This window comes from Pseudomonas fungipugnans, from assembly GCF_029955235.1.
Classification (GTDB): domain Bacteria; phylum Pseudomonadota; class Gammaproteobacteria; order Pseudomonadales; family Pseudomonadaceae; genus Aquipseudomonas; species Aquipseudomonas fungipugnans.
Map to the genome: position 1 here is coordinate 1587450 of NZ_JARBWL010000002.1, position 15062 is coordinate 1602511.

The following is a 15062-nucleotide window of genomic DNA, read 5'->3' on the forward strand; positions in this document are numbered from 1 at the left end:
AATGAAAAGGAATCCGGTATGAGCCAGCACCAAGCATCGATGTTTTTGTTGTCCGGCTAAATCGTAGGCAACAAAAAGGCCAGCTGTCGAGGCTGGCCTTCGTAAAACCATCGCTTGTGTCGAGCAAGCAACTTTAAAAACTTCTTCGTCTAGAGGACGATTTCATGCACCCAAAAAATAGCACTACCCACCCAGTAGTGCAAGAGCAGCTACTTACTGACGCTTCTTCGTTTTATCGGGAGGCCGTCGGCGATGCTGATTCAGGCCTACTCCAGGTCTGCGCTGGAAAGTCAGTAGGAACGGCGCTCAATTGCTCTTCCATGCTCATGCATTCGGCGCTTGAGATCTTGGAGCGCCTGACCGAGAGCGGTATGGGAACGAACGAAATCTATGGCGTTAGGTTTTTGCTTGAGTCGTCTGCCGCACTTGTAAACGCCTCTGTTCGCAGCGCTGAGTTCGGCAATCGTCGCCAAGGCGGTGAAGCATGATCTCTACCGAACTTCAAAATATCGCCCGCACAGCCCTGAATGAGCTCGAGGTTTGCAAGAGTGCTCTTTTTCAGATGGAAGCACTGTTCTTTTCTATCAAGAACGCTGACACCGGCAGCGTTGCGGACAACCTTATCAACCTCGGCGCTTCCGTTACTGGTGATATCGGCAACCTCGCCAGTGACAATCTGGTCAATCTTGAGGCTCGCTACGACAAAGCCATGTCCGCGACACGAAACGCTGAATCTGAAAATGTGTCGCGTAATTTTTCGGAGGTGACGGCATGAGCGCGATTACTAAAAGCACTCCTGCGTCCAAACGCAAGCCCGTCCCTCGCTCGAAGCGCCCGCTGCCAAAGAGCAAGCGAGCCCCCGAGCCATCGATGACTCGGGACGATCTGAGCTTCACTGCACGAATCCACAATGAGATCGATCCTCAATATCCACGGCTTGTTAATTGGGCTCCGGTCGAAATTCCGCATCAGAAAGATCAATGGAATATCGGGCGCGATATGGGGCTCAAAATGATGGACGAACTGGCCCGGCTTGCCGATGTCGACGAGCCTGAGGCGTTCAACGCCATTCGCTTTGCGCCTGATTCAAGAAACTGGGTAGGTGAGCGCGGTACTGAGTCTGGCTTCTCTGAGGGAATCGCTGCGTTGGCCATCGTTGGCTTGCGCTACCTCGCACGAGGGGCGCAATCGTTTGATCCTGAAAATCCACAGCCTTCGGTTTACTGGACGGCTAAAAGATTGCTGGACTCGCAAATTGAGGATGCCAGTAGTGCGCCGCCGGCGCTTGTGGCTCTCAAGGACGGACGCGCACAGGGCTGCGCCGCGGCGCTGCTCAATGTCGGTCTGATCGACCAAGAAACTTACTCGACCGGCTTCATTGATCGCTCCAGTGAAAAATCGAGGAGCGCCAAATGACCATCGCCAAATTTCAAGGCGGCGATGTCGTCACCATGTCTTCGCAAGAAATCGCGGAACTGGTCAGCGCTCGGCACGACAGCGTGAAACGCACCATCGAGCGTCTGGTAGAGAAACGCACCATTTCCCAGCCACCGTTGGTGGATGGGCCAAAGTCAGGGAATGGGGTTGTTGTTCAGGAGTACCTGGTCAACAAGCGCGACAGCTTCGTAGTCGTCGCTCAGCTCAGCCCCGAGTTCACCGCCGCCTTGGTTGATCGGTGGCAGGCCCTGGAAGAACAGAGCGGTCGGCCAATGACCCAGGCCGAGATCACCGCAGCCAACGCAAACCACCTGGTGGCTGTCGAGCGTCAGCAGCGGGAACAGCAGGTAGCGCTGGAGCGGATCGAGACCCGTGTCGCCAAGGTCGAGCAGGTTCGGTACCTGGACGCAATGCCCGCCGGGTTCGAGTCGATGACCTCGATTCGCGCCCGTATCAATCTGCGCCACGGCATCCCTCAGTGGGTGATCAATGCCGTGATGCGCGACATCCCTGGCTCCCCATTGCCGTTCGCCATGGTGCGCAGTAAGCACGCTGACGACGGCGGTCAGCCTTACGCCATCTGGCCGAAGGCAGACATCACGCGTCGCTTCGACCGGTTCGTCGGCGAGTGCATCTTTGTCACCGCCGAGCGCGCAACCCATCCCGATATTGAGCAAGGCCGCTTCAAGCTGCGCCTGAGGACTTCCGCATGAGCAAAGTAATCGATTTTCCCAAGACGCCGCAGACCGAAACCATTGATCAGGCGTTTTTCGAGAAGTTCGCCGACGCCGCGCTGCTCCTGAAGTGCTTTGAGTGCGTAAAGGATGCCGTCGAAGCTGTCGATGGTGGCGGCGTTATCGAGTCTCGAGACGACACCTATATCTCTCTCATCGAATCCTACTGGGCGCTCAAAGTGCTGTTCGAGCGCAAGACTGGTAGCGATGCCAAGAAAGTCTCCGACGAGCACTGGGATATCGCGAGCAAGTGCTTGCTGGCAGGACGGGAGCCGCCAGACATGAACATCCCGATCGCTGAAGCGATGATCGCCCCATTCCGGCCAGAATATTTCGACCAGGCCAGCAACCTAGAGCTCGCCTGTGCGGCATTCAACTTCAGCGATGCGGTCAGGCTTTCGATCAACTCACTACTGGTAGCCAACAACGCCCAGAACACCGCGAATGCTGCTGTGGAAGCAATCAACTCCACTACCGCGCTGCATCAGTTGGTTCTGCGTCTGTCTGGCGGATCACTGGAAGCCATGGCCGCCCAGATCAGCCGCAAGCCGGGGGAGACGCTGCAATGACCACTCCTATGGAATCAAATACCCGGAATCCCGGTGATTTGCGGGCCACTGCCGAAGTGGTCGCCGGTCCCTGGCCGAACTATTCCAACTGCCGCCATCTTCCCGAGCGCGATCGCTGGGAGGTCTACAGCATGGCCAAGGCATCTCGGGGCGCCTTGGAGGATCGCGGCGTTGTCATGACCGAGAGCTACGACGCCTTCATTCGCCGCGTGACCGGGGAGCTCGAACTATGAGTATGGAAGCGATGATTTGGGCGCTGGCGCAGCAGAGCCTCGAGCCCGTCGATAAGTTTGTCCTGCTGTGCATGTGTGACGGAGCGCAAGAAAACTGCGCCACAGTCGCCGACGCTAGCATTGCTCGTTACACAAACCTTCCTGAGTGCGAAGTGCCGCACGTCATTGATCGGCTTGTGCGCCTGGGCTTCGTGCTCAGGCACTCCCTTGGCAAATACATCCTGGCAATGCACGTCGCCGCGCCGATTGCGCGGACCTACCGCAAGAAGGTCATAGGCTCGAGGTTGCGCCTGACGGTTTTCGAGCGCGATGGGTATGCATGTCTCCGCTGCAAGAGCCAGAAAAATCTGAGGGCTGATCACGTACTCGCGGAAAGCGAGGGCGGGGAGGCTGTGCTGGAAAATCTCCAAACTCTCTGCGCTACCTGCAATAGCTGGAAGGGCACCAAAACGATCGACTTCCGTGGATTGCCGAGGGCTTCCGCATGAGCATTATTCGCGCCCCTCGCCCCGAGGGGAATTTCTACCTGCTGAGCAAAAGCATCAGCGAGGACCGCCGGCTGAGCTGGGCGGCTCGCGGGGTGCTGGTGTTCCTGCTGGGCAAGCCGGACCACTGGGAGATATCCGTGGCTCACCTTCGCGGTGAGACCGCCACCTCGGCGAAGCCTACCGGCCGAGACGGGGTTTACGGGCTGCTGCAGGAGCTGATTAGCACTGGTTACGTCCGGCGCCACCAGGGGCGTATGGATAACGGTCTGCTGGGCGAAATCAACTATCTCGTCTCTGAGTCACCGCTTCCGGCTCAACCGCTTCCGGCTTCACCGGATACGGCTCAACCGTATACGGCAAATCCGACACTAGTAAGTATTGAAGGTAAGCAAGGACTGAATAAAGCAGCAAGTACTGATAAATCTATGGCCGATAAGGACCTGGCTGAAGCCTTCGAAGTGTTCTGGAAGCTGTACCCGAACAAGAAATCGAAGAAGGACGCTCGCAAGGCCTGGGAGAAACTCAAGCCGGGCGCTGAACTTCGCCAGACCCTGATGACCGCCTTGGGAAGTCACCGCGTTTCCCGCGACTGGACCAAGGATGACGGGCAATACGTGCCCATGGCTTCGACCTGGCTGAACGGCGAGCGCTGGACGGACGAACTCAAGCCGGCCGCCGTCGGCGGTCAATCCCGCCACACCAACCTCGACCAGATCAACCACGAAGACGGCCTCGAGCAGCAGGCTGATGGCACCTACCGAATTGCGAGCGTGAACCCATGACCACTACCCCCAAGTACACACTGGAAACTCAGGCGGGCGATTGCCAAGTGGATGGCAGCTTTGCCGACCACCTGGTGCAACAGTTCGGCGCTGACCCAGTCTGGTTTGGCTGCCCTCGTTGCCACTTCGACGCTCGTCACTCGCAGGACTTTGATCAGCGTTCGAAAGCGGTAGGCATTCAGCGCGACAGGCTGCTGAACGAGCGCCTGCTCGACGCCGGCATCCCTGAGCGCTTCATGGCCTGCACGCTGGATAACTGGAATGCAGTCACCCCTGCACAAAGGCAAGCGCTTGCGGCGTGCGGCGGCTTCGTTGAGGCATTCGATGAGAACTTCGCCGTCGGGCGCTCCGCGATGCTGCTGGGTACGGTAGGCACCGGTAAAACTCATTTGGGTACGGCGATGCTGCAGGCGGTGATCCGCGAGCACGCGCACGCTGGGCTGCATGGGCTTTACGCCACTGCCGGCTCAATCATTCGAGACGTGAAGGCCACATTCGGCAATCGCGGGCGTACAGAGGCTGATGTCTATGCCGAGCTGATCGGTCCCGACCTGTTGGTGATCGATGAGGTTGGCGTCCAGCATGGGACCGACTTCGAGCGCCAGGTGCTGTTCGAGGTGATCAATGGCCGGTACGAGAAGGTCAAGCCCACCATCGTGGTGAGCAACCTGGGCGTCACCGAGCTTCGCCAGTGCCTGGGTGATCGTGCCGTCGACCGCCTGCGCGACAAGAGCGGCATCGTAGTTGTGTTCCGCTGGGCATCTGCGCGGGGTGATGTATGAGCCGCGAACTGTTCAGCATTGAGGCCGAGCATGGCGTCTTGGGCGCGATCATGTTGAACCCATCCCTGTTTGACGAGGTGACCAGCAAGGTCAGCGTCTCCGACTTCCACGACCTGGAGAATGCGGCGCTGTACAAGGCGATCATTGAATGCCAGGCCACTGGCGATCCGATTGACCCGGTCACCGTTGGCCTCTGGCGCCCGACGTTGCCGAGCGGTTACAGCACCCTGGCATTTGCGGTGGAGGTCGCCAAGAACGTGCCGAGCACCGCAAACTGGAAGACGTACGCTCGGCACGTCCGGGAGAGGGCAATCCTGCGCCGCGTAGTCGAGGCCGGCGACGTGATTCGCGAGCAGGCCACCGAAGACCTGCCGCTGGCGGAGATCATCGCCCTTGCCCAGCAGGCCACCGCCGACCTTCGTGACTTGGACGACGACGGGCAGCGGGACTACTACAAGGCCAGCGAGATCCTGACGACCGTAGTTGACACCATCGACTCGAAGTTCAACAAGACTATGCCCGCTGGGCTTTCCACCGGTTTGAAGGATCTTGACGAGCTGGTGCGCGGCCTGCGTCCGGGCAACATGATCGTCGTGGGCGGGCTGACAGGCTCAGGCAAGACCATCCTCGGCCTGCAAATCGCCCAGCACGTCACCTGCAAGCTCGGTGGTGCTGGCTTGGCGTTCTCCATGGAAATGACCAAGGAGGAGCTGATCACGCGCGGCCTCGCATCGATTGGCAGCGTCAGCCTGAGCAAGCTAGACAGTGGCGATCTTGATGATGATGACTGGCCCAAGTTGACCAGCGCGGTCAGCGTGCTGAACCAGGCGAATCTGTTCGTCAACGATCAAGCCGGCATGACGATGCCCCGCATCCGCTCAATTGCCCGGCAATGTCAGCGCCGTGAAGGGCTTAACGTGCTGCTGGTTGACTACGTCCAACTCATAAGTGCCGAGGGCGGCGCCAACCGCTCTATCGAGGTCGGGAAAATCTCCACGGCCCTGAAGAATCTGGCCAAGGAACTCAAGATCCCGGTGATCGTGCTGGCCCAGCTCAACCGTGGCTCAACCAATCGCCCTGACAAGCGCCCGCGCCCGAGCGATATCCGTGATTCCGGCCAGATTGAACAAGACGCCGACGTGGTGATCCTGGTGCATCGCGACCTAGAGAGCGAGGAGGGCCAAAACGGTGTGACCGAGCTGATCGTGGGCAAGGTCCGCCACGCAAAGGTCGGATCGTGCATGGTTCAGCAGCAGGGCAAGTACGTCCGCTTTGTTGACTTCGAAGGAAAGCCACCGACCAATGAGGAGGTCGAGATGGCTCGTCCCTTCGCCAGCAAGTTCAAGGGGAGAACCTAATGAGTACCGTGACTGCGGCATCGCCGCGCAAAAGCTTGTTTGAGTATGAGCGCAGGTTTTTGAAGATTGCCGCCGAGGGCCTAGTTCAAGAGAAAGTCGGCGGTGCCGCTGCAATGGCCTGTCTGCTCGATATCGTGGCCAGCTGGCACGCCACCCGGGTCAACATAGGGTTTGAAGATTACTGCAAGCGCTGGGTAGCTGAAGGGAACGCAAAGAGTAAGACCGCCGACCGTCTGCTGCGCAACCTGCTGGGCCTGGACGACAATCCGCCGCCGCGCCGTATCCGGAGGGCTGCTTGATGACGGTCTACCGAAGCGCCGAGCACGGCGTTATGCGAGCGATGAACGTTGATTCCATTTCACTGCACAAGGGTGCCGGCTGGCAGAACAAGTACAAGCCGGATGCCTGGGAGGCGGAGCGGGCCGACAATCCATGCCCAATGGATCGATTCGACCAGCTCACCCAGGACAGCATGACCCGCTCACTGCTGCGTCGTGTCTTGGCGCCGCATCACTGGCAGGTGCTGGTGGCGCATTTTATGGTGGACCTGGACGGCTCAACCCAGCAGCAGCGGATTGCGGCCATAGCTCACCTGGCACGCTCGGCGCCCGGGAAGTCTCATCACCTCTTCAGGACGAAGTGCGTCACGGCCTGGGCAACGCCGCGACTTCCCGAGGCATTCATGGTGCTGCACACCTGGGACAACGCCGACACGCCGACACCGGAGAAGACGCTGTACCGGTGGCGGTCGGATATCCGCAAATGGCTGGAGGCTGAGCGTGATGCTGCGATCGCTTCGGCATGGGTGATTCTCAACGAAGCGGAATTGATTGCGGAAGCAGCTTGATTTTCTGAGAAAATGAGAATTTAATACACCACATTGCGGTTCTGCGTCTTTAAGATGCGAACATTAAAGCCCGGCCATTGAGTCGGGCTTTTTGTTGGATTGAGTTTTTTGTTATGGCAATCTGCCACTCCAAAAAATGGAGTGCCTGGAATGTCAAAGTTTTTAGAAGTTGCAAATACCTTCAAGGAAGCCCTCGAGGCTGATGCTGAGAAGCTCGAACATTTGCGCGATGTCGCACTGCAGGTGCGAAGGAAGTTTGCGGAATACCTGGGAGTACCGAGCGGAAACCCAATAATGATCAATGGCAAGGAGGCGCCACACGTCGCAATTGGAGATATTGATAAGAACGGGCACTTCACCGGAATTCCAAAAAAGGAGTTCCAGCGATCATCCGCAGACCGAATTCAGTTCGTCATATGGTTCACCTACGATCCTGAGCCAAAACCGCGGACGGAGGGCTCAATATCGTTTCATTTGCAACTCGAGCAAATCGCCAAGGGATACAGGATTTGGCTTAACGACTTCGAAGAGTTCTTAATCACTCTGGAAGACATGACCTCTTTGTTTGACGCTATGTATCAAAGCGCTATAGAAAAGGCGCGCAAAGCTATTCATTAATTTAGGTTCTGCAGCTCATAGGAGCTGCTTATGAGTACTCAAGCCTCGGCATTCGCCGGGGCTTTTTCGTATCTGGAGCACAGCAATGCAAAGCCCTGACTTTGTTGAAGGCGTATCAGGCTGGCGGATGAGCGGCGGCCGAATCGAGCTGTACGGCGCCCCTTACCCGATCATCCTGGGCAAGCTCGAAACCCTAGAGCCGGACCAGCCAAAGCCATTTATCGTTGTCGATGGTGTGACCTACATCAGCCAGGCTGAAGTCGAGCGTGCGTCGATCACCGGCGCGAAGCTCAGCGCCATGTGGTCGGTGCGGATGGAGCTCGCGGCGAGCGGCCAAACTTATGCGGTCGGTCTTGGCTTGGGCTCTGAACTCGCCGACAAGATGCGCGATGTCCTCCGCAAAGAGCTGCAGCAAGGCGGCATTCTTCACCGATCCAGATAACCCATTCCTTCACTCCCTAACCGGGAGGATATCGAGATGCCTTCAATGCCAGACAAACCAGACACATGGGCGATAGCGCTTGCGTGGTTGAGCCAGCATTCGCCAATCCTCTATGCGGCTGCGCTGTCCTGCGGCATGGCCGTCTTGCGTATCACTTACGGAGGCGGCACGCGTCGCCAGATGCTGGTGGAGGGCGCCATCTGTGGCGGCCTGACTCTTACGATCATCAGCGGCTTGGATTTCTTCGGCCTGCCTCAGAGCATGGCCACCTTCGCCGGCGGCTGGGTTGGCTTCCTGGGAGTGGAGAAGATCCGGAACATCGCTGATCGGGTGACTGACTTCAAGTTGCCGAGCCGGAAGGTCGAGTAATCCGCGCCACGTTTTCGAATGCGCCAAATCGTGGCGCGCAAAGAGGAGCACCACCATGAGCACAGTCAGTGCCGAGTATTACCAGATCAAGGGTATGGTCACCGATATGCCGGCCGACGAGCAGGCTGAGGTTGCGCGGGTTGAGGCTCAAGTGATTGAGATCGCCAAGTCGTCCAAGTCCGCCGCGATCGGCGTGGTGCTGGCCTCGATCAAGCTATCACTGGGGTCGTAATGGCTTGCAGTGGATGCGCCGCCCGGCGCGAATGGATCAACAAGATGTCGAGGCTAGCTTATGAGCGCGCAAGTGAACTGCTTACTGGTCGAGATCCTCGCCGAGCAGAAGAAGCAGACAGCGACCCTGGAGCGGATCGCCCAGCAACAGGGCCTACTAATTCAAGCCCTGGCAGAAGACCAAGGGCAAGACCCTGAAGCTGTGCCTCTGACCTACATGGATGGCACGCCGTGCCGGTGAAGCCAAAGCGGCACGCACCGGCAGCAGCCAAGACCGCGCAGCATCAACCGATTGAGCAGCAGCGCGGCACCAGCACCCAGCGAGGTTACGGCTACCGATGGCAGCAGGCCCGCGCCGGATACCTGGTCAAGCACCCGCTGTGTGCTGAGTGCGATAGACAGGGAAGGGTAGAGCCGGCGACTGACCTCGACCACATCACCCCGCACCGTGGCGACAACGATCTGTTCTGGGATCGTGACAACTGGCAAGGCCTCTGCCATCCCTGCCACAGCCGCAAGACGGCAAGCGAGGACGGCGGTTTCGGCAATGTCAGGCAGTCCAAGGCCTGATCCCTGTCCCGGTGGCCGGTAATGAGAACGAATCGCGCAGTTTTGGTCGAAAAAGGCTGAGAAATTATCGAAATGAGACGATTTCTCACTCGCGGCAGGGGGAGGGTCAAAAGTTGGGGCAAAAAAGTTTCTAGACCGCGCCCAAACTTTTTTTTCGCGCGGTCACTTGAGCAAAACCGTTTTTCATCACACGCAAACAGCGCCATCAAGGCGCATTCATTGAGTATTTCGAGTAGCCCACATGGCCAACCCGCGAAAGCCTGCACAGCTCAAGGCCGTCGCCGGCACAACGCGCAAAGATCGTGATGTGCCGGTCGAAGTCGAGCTGCCTCTTGTCGACGAAGCACCCGTCGTTCCCGACTGGATGCCCAACGCTCACGCCATTAAAGAGTGGAACCGGCTGGTGCCGATCCTGATGGCCAACAAACTTTTAACCGATGCCGCGCTCAGTCCGCTGGCTCACATGTGTGCCCTGCACGGAAAGATCGTTCAGCTCTACGCCGCTGGCGAAGCGCCGACCGCAAGTATGTCCGGCACGCTGCGCAACCTGCAGAACGACTTCGGTCTGACGCCGGTCGCCCAGGGCAAGGTCAAATCGTCCGGTGCGGATGACAACAAAGGCAACGCCTTCGCCGGGAACGGCCGCAAGCAGGGTTCAAAATAATCGAATGATCTGGCTGTCCAGTCTGGAGTAGGGATGCGTGATTTCGTCAAGATCGCGACCGACTACGCCAAGGCTGCGGTGGCCGACAAAAAAAGGAAAAAGCACGGCAAGCTGATTCGCCAGGCGTCACAGCGTTTCCTTGATGACCTCAAGCGCGCCAAGAAGAAAGACTGCCCGTTCATCTTCGACCCATGGCACGCCAACGACCCGTGCGACTTCATCGAGAAGCTGCACCACGTTGAAGGCAAATGGGACAAGCCGACGATTGTGATGCACCCGTCGCATATCTTCTTCGTAGTCCAGCTGTTCGGCTTCCGCAAACGCGAAGCGGTATACACCGAGGGCTGGGGCGGTGATGGGATGTTCCATCCTCGGCGCTTCACCTCGGCTTTGTTCGCCGTGGCGCGGAAGAACGCCAAGAGCACGCTCTCCTCGGCGATTCTTCTGTACTGCGAATGCTGCGAACCGGAAGAGGGCGCGCAGATCGTCAGCGCCGCCACTACGTTCGGCCAGGCTGCAATCATCTTTAACGCCGCGAAGCGCATGGTCGAAAAGAACGCCGACCTTCGCGAATACTTCGGCCTTGAGGTCTGGGCCAAGTCGATCAGCCGGATTGAAACCGGTGCGAGCTTCAAGCCGATTCATGCCAAGGCATCGACACAGGACGGCCTCAACCCGTCGCATGTTGGTCTCGACGAGATTCACGCACACAAAACCGCCGACCTGCTGAACGTTCTGACGTCAGCAGCCGGTGCGCGGGGCAACCCGCTCTGGCTATACACGACGACTGAGGGCTACACCAACCCCGGTCCGTGGGCCGAAATTCGGATGTTCGCCAAGAAGCTGTTGTCTGGCCTGTTCGGCTATACGGCTGATCACTTCCTGGTGGTGTTCTACGCCGTCGACGACGAAGACAAAACACTGGGCATCAAAGCGGACAGCGAGTTCGACGAAAGCTGCTGGATCAAAGCCAACCCGCTGATGGATGTGAACCCGCACTTGATGGCGGCCATCCGCAAAGAGGCGGTCGAAGCGAAACAGATGCCGTCCAAGATGGCTGAGTTTCGAATCAAGCGCCTCAACCGGCCGGCGTCCACCGCTGACGGCTGGGTAGATCTCAACAAGTGGCAGCGCTGCTCCGGTGAGGTTGACCTTGAATGGCTGTCGGCCTACCCGTGCTGGGGCGGCCTCGACCTGGCTTCGACAACTGACCTCACATCGTTTCGGCTTGTCTGGAACGTTGACGGCGTGATCTACACCTACGGCTGGCGCTGGGCTCCGGAGAGCGCGGTGGCCTTTCGTACCGAGCGCGGCACGGTGCCTTACGCTTCTTGGGTTGAGTCGGGTCTGCTCAAGCAGACCGAGGGCGACGTCACCGATTACGCAGTGATCGAGGCTGACGTGAAAGCGGTCTGTGCCCACTTCAACGTGCAGGCCATCGCCTATGACAAGTGGAACGCCAGTGACCTGGTCAACCGGCTGGTAGCGGCTGAGCTTCCGATGATTGAGTTCATCCAGGGACCGAAGTCCTACCACCCGGCAATGCAGGCGCTGGAGCGAGCTTACATCGCAGGCGCCCTGGCCCACGGCGGCGACATGATTCTCAACTGGTGCGCGTCGAACCTGATTGCCCGCCGCGACGACAACATGAACATGGCGCCCGACAAGAAACGCTCCGCCGACAAGATCGATGACATGGCCGCGTTACTGATGGCCCTGGGTGTTTCCGGTGCTCACGTCGACACCGTAAATCTTGATGACTTCCTCAACAATACGATGAGCATGTAATGGCAGATACCGACTACAGCATTGACCTGCGCACCCGCAGCCCCTTCTGGGCGCGCATGGCGAGCTTCTTCGTTGGTGGGCGCCTGGTGTCACCCAATCAAGGATCGCAGACCGGCCCTGTGTCGGCCTCGGGTGCGGTAGGGGATTCAATCGTCAACGACGAGCGCTCGCTGCAAATCTCGACAGTGTTCGCCTGCGTGCGCCTGATTTCCAGCGTGTCGGCCTGTTTGCCCTTGGACGTCTTCGAAACCAAGGGCGATGACCGCTCCAAGGTAGGCCTGGATAATCCGCTGGCTCGACTGCTGCGCTACGCCCCAAACCAGTTCATGACAGCGTTCGATTTCCGCGTCGCGATGACCATGCAGCTCTGTTACTACGGCAACGCTTACGCGCTGATCGAGCGCAACGGTGTGGGCGATATCATCAGCTTGGTTCCGCTGATGTCGGTGAACATGGATGTCCGGCTTGAGGGGAAGCGAATCGTCTATCGCTATCGCCGCGATGCTGAGTACGCCGACTTCAAACAGGCCGACATTTTCCACCTGAAGGGGTTTGGGTTTAACGGTCTGGTCGGCCTTTCTCCGATTGCCTTTGCCGCCAGGACGGCCGGTGTCGCTGTGGCGATGGAAGATCAACAGCGGGACTTTTATGCCAATGGCGCGAAATCACCGCAGATCCTTATGACCGGTGACGGCAAGACGCTGAGCAAGTTACAGCGTGCGCAGGTGGAAGAGAACTTTAAGGAGATCTCCGGCGGCCCGGTCAAAAAGCGGCTATGGATTCTGGAAGCCGGGTTTACCACGCAAGCCATCGGCGTGAGTCCGCAGGACGCCGAGACTATGGCAGCCCGCAAGTTTCAGGTAGGCGAGCTGGCCAGGTTCTTCGGTGTACCACCGCATCTGGTGGGCGATGTTGAAAAGTCGACCAGCTGGGGCTCAGGCATCGAACAGCAGAACATCGGATTCCTTCAGTACACCCTCGACCCCTACCTGAAAATCTGGGAGGGGTGCATTCAGCGCTGGCTGCTAAAGCCCGCGGATGTTGGTCGGCTGCACGCCGAACACAATCTCGAAGGCCTCCTGCGGGGCGACTCTGCGGCGAGGGCGGCATTCATGGGAATCATGGCCGACAAAGGCCTGAGAACCCGTGACGAACTTAGGCGTTTGGACAATCTGCCCCCAGTGCCTGGTGGCGATGTCGCGACCTGTCAGTCGCAGAACGTACCGCTTACCCAACTTGGCCAAACGGACCCCGCACCCAGCGGGGTTTAGTTTTTCTGGAGGCTGAAATGCCAAGCATCTGCAAGACACTGGCCTTTGATCAGGCCGCAATCAAGTTTGCCAGTGGTGGCGCCCAAGGGGTTTTTGAGGGCTACGCCAGTGTGTTCGGTATCACCGACAGCGACGGCGACATCATTCAGCATGGCGCCTTTGCGCGAACCTTGAAGAGCCAGTCGAGAGCTGTGGCCATGTTCTTCAATCACCGCCGGGATGAGATCCCTGTGGGCAAATGGCTGGACTTGTCCGAGGACAGTACGGGGTTGCATGTAAAGGGTGAGTTGACCCCTGGCAACCCTCAGTCGGAGGCGCTGAAGGCGGCAATGATTCATGGAACCGTCGGCGGAATGTCCGTGGGCTTTTCCGCTGCTAAGGGCGACTTCTCCTCAATCGCTACTGGTTACTCGTTTACGAATGTATCGCGGCTCAGCGAGATCAGTGTCTGTACGTTCCCCGCGAATGAACAGGCAACGGTGTCGACCCTGAAAAGCATGGACGCCATCGAAAGCATCCGCGACGCGGAAAGCTGGTTGAGGGAATCGGCCGGTCTGTCCAAGTCCGAAGCGCAGGCGTTTATCGCCCGCATCAAGTCCGCAGTTCGGAGCGATTCCGAAGGTGGCGAAATCACCGCGATCCTTGATCGCCTTAAATCCTTCCCAACTGTAGGAAAGTAAACCATGTCCGAATTGGCCCAAATTCAAAAAGCAATCGAAGACGCGCAGAAGAACATGACCGAACTGTTCGATGCGCAGAAAAAAGAAATCACCAGCACCGGCGAGATCAGCAAAAAGCTGCAGGGCGACCTGCAAACGGTCCAGGACGAACTGAAAACCGCCGGTACTCGCCTGTTCGACTTGGAGTCGAAGCTTGCAGGTGGAGCCCTCGATAACCCAGAAACCAAAAAGTCGTTCGCTGAGCGTGCGGCCGAAGACCTGAAAAAGGGCTGGAACGGTTCCACCTCCGGCAAGGTTGATGTGAAGAGCTTCAGTAAGGCATTGGGCGCTGGTGCTGCTTCGGCTGGCGCGCTGGTCCAGCCCCAGCAGAACGCAGGCATTCTCATGCCTGGCCTACGCCGCCTGACCATCCGTGACCTGCTGGCCCAGGGGCGCACCACCTCGAATGCCATCGAGTACGTGCGCGAGAACGTGTTCATCAACAGTGCAGCTCCAGTTGCCGAGGGCAATCTGAAGCCCGAGTCGAGCCTCACGTTCACCAAGGAAACTGCCAACGTCAAAACGATCGCCCACTGGATTCAGGCCTCTCGCCAGATCATGGACGATGCGCCGATGCTTGAATCCTACGTCAATGGTCGCCTGCTGTTTGGCTTGGATCTGGTTGAAGAAGGTCAGTTGCTCAACGGTGACGGCACCGGCGACAACCTGATTGGACTCAATAAAGTGGCCAGTCCTTATGACACAGAGCTCAACGCTGCGGGCGACACCCGCGCTGACCAGATCGCTCACGCCATCTTCCAGACGAGCGAGTCTGAGTTCGAGGCCTCTGGCCTGATTCTGAACCCGCGCGACTGGCATGCGATTGCACTGCTGAAAGACGCTGATGGTCGGTACATCTTTGGCGGTCCAGCTGCATTTGCGGCCAAGGTCATGTGGGGGCTTCCGGTCGTAGCTACCAAGGCCCAGGCGCAGGGCACTTTCACTGTCGGCGGCTTTGACCTGGCTTCGCAGATCTGGGACCGCATGGACGCGACAATCGAGATCAGTAACCAGGATCGCGACAACTTCGTGAAAAACATGCTCACGATCCTCTGCGAAGAACGCTTGGCGGTAACTCACTACCGTCCGACTGCGATCATCAAGGGCACTTTCACTCCGGCCGCTGGCGGCTAATCACTGGGGCGGGGCGGGCAACTGCC

At 58.4% G+C, this 15062-nt stretch carries 23 protein-coding genes; all 23 read left to right on the forward strand.

The annotated features are described in order from the left end of the window. The first annotated feature begins 164 nt into the window (after positions 1–164). The 23 genes from POF45_RS22010 (at position 165) to POF45_RS22120 (ending at position 15036) form a co-directional block, all read left to right on the forward strand. Positions 165–488 (forward strand): hypothetical protein, encoded by a 324-nt coding sequence (locus POF45_RS22010; protein WP_282316722.1) that lies wholly within the window; start codon positions 165–167, stop codon positions 486–488. Beyond that, the gene (locus tag POF45_RS22015) at positions 485–775 is read left to right on the forward strand and encodes a hypothetical protein (protein ID WP_282316723.1); all 291 of its coding nucleotides are present in this window, start codon (positions 485–487) and stop codon (positions 773–775) included. Before POF45_RS22010 ends, POF45_RS22015 begins: the two co-directional genes overlap by 4 nt. Next, positions 772–1416 (forward strand): hypothetical protein, encoded by a 645-nt coding sequence (locus tag POF45_RS22020; RefSeq protein ID WP_282316724.1) that lies wholly within the window; start codon positions 772–774, stop codon positions 1414–1416. The genes POF45_RS22015 and POF45_RS22020 overlap by 4 nt, the downstream gene beginning before the upstream one ends. Next, positions 1413–2150, forward strand: a complete 738-nt coding sequence (locus POF45_RS22025; RefSeq protein ID WP_282316725.1) for a Rha family transcriptional regulator — start codon at positions 1413–1415, stop codon at positions 2148–2150. Before POF45_RS22020 ends, POF45_RS22025 begins: the two co-directional genes overlap by 4 nt. Next, entirely contained in the window at positions 2147–2740 is a 594-nt protein-coding gene (locus POF45_RS22030; RefSeq protein ID WP_282316726.1) for a hypothetical protein, read from the forward strand. Before POF45_RS22025 ends, POF45_RS22030 begins: the two co-directional genes overlap by 4 nt. Beyond that, positions 2737–2973 (forward strand): hypothetical protein, encoded by a 237-nt coding sequence (locus POF45_RS22035; protein WP_282316727.1) that lies wholly within the window; start codon positions 2737–2739, stop codon positions 2971–2973. Before POF45_RS22030 ends, POF45_RS22035 begins: the two co-directional genes overlap by 4 nt. Further along, a complete protein-coding gene (locus POF45_RS22040) occupies positions 2970–3461 on the forward strand; it encodes an HNH endonuclease (RefSeq protein WP_282316728.1) in 492 nt (163 codons plus the stop codon). Before POF45_RS22035 ends, POF45_RS22040 begins: the two co-directional genes overlap by 4 nt. After that, the gene (locus POF45_RS22045) at positions 3458–4243 is read left to right on the forward strand and encodes an LvrA C-terminal domain-related protein (protein ID WP_282316729.1); all 786 of its coding nucleotides are present in this window, start codon (positions 3458–3460) and stop codon (positions 4241–4243) included. Before POF45_RS22040 ends, POF45_RS22045 begins: the two co-directional genes overlap by 4 nt. Beyond that, positions 4240–5025 (forward strand): ATP-binding protein, encoded by a 786-nt coding sequence (locus tag POF45_RS22050; RefSeq protein WP_282316730.1) that lies wholly within the window; start codon positions 4240–4242, stop codon positions 5023–5025. Before POF45_RS22045 ends, POF45_RS22050 begins: the two co-directional genes overlap by 4 nt. Further along, on the forward strand, positions 5022–6383 hold the full coding sequence (locus POF45_RS22055; RefSeq protein ID WP_282316731.1) for a replicative DNA helicase: 1362 nt from the start codon (positions 5022–5024) through the stop codon (positions 6381–6383). Before POF45_RS22050 ends, POF45_RS22055 begins: the two co-directional genes overlap by 4 nt. Beyond that, positions 6383–6682 carry a hypothetical protein gene (locus tag POF45_RS22060; RefSeq protein WP_282316732.1) on the forward strand — a complete coding sequence of 100 codons (300 nt, stop codon included), beginning with the start codon at positions 6383–6385 and terminating at the stop codon, positions 6680–6682. Before POF45_RS22055 ends, POF45_RS22060 begins: the two co-directional genes overlap by 1 nt. Further along, positions 6682–7230, forward strand: coding sequence for a hypothetical protein (locus POF45_RS22065; protein WP_282316733.1), 549 nt, complete (start codon positions 6682–6684; stop codon positions 7228–7230). The genes POF45_RS22060 and POF45_RS22065 overlap by 1 nt, the downstream gene beginning before the upstream one ends. A gap of 150 nt (positions 7231–7380) precedes the next feature. After that, positions 7381–7848 (forward strand): hypothetical protein, encoded by a 468-nt coding sequence (locus tag POF45_RS22070; protein ID WP_282316734.1) that lies wholly within the window; start codon positions 7381–7383, stop codon positions 7846–7848. 85 nt (positions 7849–7933) lie between these two features. Then, positions 7934–8290, forward strand: coding sequence for a phage tail tip fiber protein (locus POF45_RS22075; RefSeq protein ID WP_282316735.1), 357 nt, complete (start codon positions 7934–7936; stop codon positions 8288–8290). A gap of 36 nt (positions 8291–8326) precedes the next feature. Beyond that, entirely contained in the window at positions 8327–8659 is a 333-nt protein-coding gene (locus POF45_RS22080) for a phage holin, lambda family (RefSeq protein ID WP_282316736.1), read from the forward strand. Between the two features lie 55 nt (positions 8660–8714). Then, positions 8715–8891 carry a hypothetical protein gene (locus tag POF45_RS22085; RefSeq protein WP_282316738.1) on the forward strand — a complete coding sequence of 59 codons (177 nt, stop codon included), beginning with the start codon at positions 8715–8717 and terminating at the stop codon, positions 8889–8891. A 60-nt stretch (positions 8892–8951) separates the two neighbouring features. After that, on the forward strand, positions 8952–9131 hold the full coding sequence (locus POF45_RS22090) for a hypothetical protein (RefSeq protein ID WP_282316741.1): 180 nt from the start codon (positions 8952–8954) through the stop codon (positions 9129–9131). Positions 9132–9181: 50 nt separating this feature from the next. Next, positions 9182–9460, forward strand: a complete 279-nt coding sequence (locus tag POF45_RS22095; RefSeq protein ID WP_282317453.1) for an HNH endonuclease — start codon at positions 9182–9184, stop codon at positions 9458–9460. Positions 9461–9701: 241 nt separating this feature from the next. Beyond that, entirely contained in the window at positions 9702–10124 is a 423-nt protein-coding gene (locus POF45_RS22100) for a hypothetical protein (protein WP_282316742.1), read from the forward strand. 33 nt (positions 10125–10157) lie between these two features. Then, a complete protein-coding gene (locus POF45_RS22105; protein WP_282316743.1) occupies positions 10158–11912 on the forward strand; it encodes a terminase large subunit in 1755 nt (584 codons plus the stop codon). Next, on the forward strand, positions 11912–13183 hold the full coding sequence (locus tag POF45_RS22110; RefSeq protein WP_282316744.1) for a phage portal protein: 1272 nt from the start codon (positions 11912–11914) through the stop codon (positions 13181–13183). Before POF45_RS22105 ends, POF45_RS22110 begins: the two co-directional genes overlap by 1 nt. 17 nt (positions 13184–13200) lie before the next feature. Further along, the gene (locus POF45_RS22115) at positions 13201–13863 is read left to right on the forward strand and encodes an HK97 family phage prohead protease (protein WP_282316745.1); all 663 of its coding nucleotides are present in this window, start codon (positions 13201–13203) and stop codon (positions 13861–13863) included. A gap of 3 nt (positions 13864–13866) precedes the next feature. Then, a complete protein-coding gene (locus POF45_RS22120; protein ID WP_282316746.1) occupies positions 13867–15036 on the forward strand; it encodes a phage major capsid protein in 1170 nt (389 codons plus the stop codon). Positions 15037–15062: the final 26 nt, after the last annotated feature.

Coding starts and splice junctions, on each gene's coding strand:
- POF45_RS22080 (WP_282316736.1), top strand. CDS start 8,327: ATGCCTTCAATGCCAGACAAACCAGACACATGGGCGATAGCGCTTGCG.
- POF45_RS22040 (WP_282316728.1), top strand. CDS start 2,970: ATGAGTATGGAAGCGATGATTTGGGCGCTGGCGCAGCAGAGCCTCGAG.
- POF45_RS22085 (WP_282316738.1), top strand. CDS start 8,715: ATGAGCACAGTCAGTGCCGAGTATTACCAGATCAAGGGTATGGTCACC.
- POF45_RS22015 (WP_282316723.1), top strand. CDS start 485: ATGATCTCTACCGAACTTCAAAATATCGCCCGCACAGCCCTGAATGAG.
- POF45_RS22050 (WP_282316730.1), top strand. CDS start 4,240: ATGACCACTACCCCCAAGTACACACTGGAAACTCAGGCGGGCGATTGC.
- POF45_RS22120 (WP_282316746.1), top strand. CDS start 13,867: ATGTCCGAATTGGCCCAAATTCAAAAAGCAATCGAAGACGCGCAGAAG.
- POF45_RS22070 (WP_282316734.1), top strand. CDS start 7,381: ATGTCAAAGTTTTTAGAAGTTGCAAATACCTTCAAGGAAGCCCTCGAG.
- POF45_RS22010 (WP_282316722.1), top strand. CDS start 165: ATGCACCCAAAAAATAGCACTACCCACCCAGTAGTGCAAGAGCAGCTA.
- POF45_RS22075 (WP_282316735.1), top strand. CDS start 7,934: ATGCAAAGCCCTGACTTTGTTGAAGGCGTATCAGGCTGGCGGATGAGC.
- POF45_RS22090 (WP_282316741.1), top strand. CDS start 8,952: ATGAGCGCGCAAGTGAACTGCTTACTGGTCGAGATCCTCGCCGAGCAG.
- POF45_RS22055 (WP_282316731.1), top strand. CDS start 5,022: ATGAGCCGCGAACTGTTCAGCATTGAGGCCGAGCATGGCGTCTTGGGC.
- POF45_RS22030 (WP_282316726.1), top strand. CDS start 2,147: ATGAGCAAAGTAATCGATTTTCCCAAGACGCCGCAGACCGAAACCATT.
- POF45_RS22110 (WP_282316744.1), top strand. CDS start 11,912: ATGGCAGATACCGACTACAGCATTGACCTGCGCACCCGCAGCCCCTTC.
- POF45_RS22045 (WP_282316729.1), top strand. CDS start 3,458: ATGAGCATTATTCGCGCCCCTCGCCCCGAGGGGAATTTCTACCTGCTG.
- POF45_RS22105 (WP_282316743.1), top strand. CDS start 10,158: ATGCGTGATTTCGTCAAGATCGCGACCGACTACGCCAAGGCTGCGGTG.
- POF45_RS22065 (WP_282316733.1), top strand. CDS start 6,682: ATGACGGTCTACCGAAGCGCCGAGCACGGCGTTATGCGAGCGATGAAC.
- POF45_RS22060 (WP_282316732.1), top strand. CDS start 6,383: ATGAGTACCGTGACTGCGGCATCGCCGCGCAAAAGCTTGTTTGAGTAT.
- POF45_RS22115 (WP_282316745.1), top strand. CDS start 13,201: ATGCCAAGCATCTGCAAGACACTGGCCTTTGATCAGGCCGCAATCAAG.
- POF45_RS22035 (WP_282316727.1), top strand. CDS start 2,737: ATGACCACTCCTATGGAATCAAATACCCGGAATCCCGGTGATTTGCGG.
- POF45_RS22025 (WP_282316725.1), top strand. CDS start 1,413: ATGACCATCGCCAAATTTCAAGGCGGCGATGTCGTCACCATGTCTTCG.
- POF45_RS22020 (WP_282316724.1), top strand. CDS start 772: ATGAGCGCGATTACTAAAAGCACTCCTGCGTCCAAACGCAAGCCCGTC.
- POF45_RS22100 (WP_282316742.1), top strand. CDS start 9,702: ATGGCCAACCCGCGAAAGCCTGCACAGCTCAAGGCCGTCGCCGGCACA.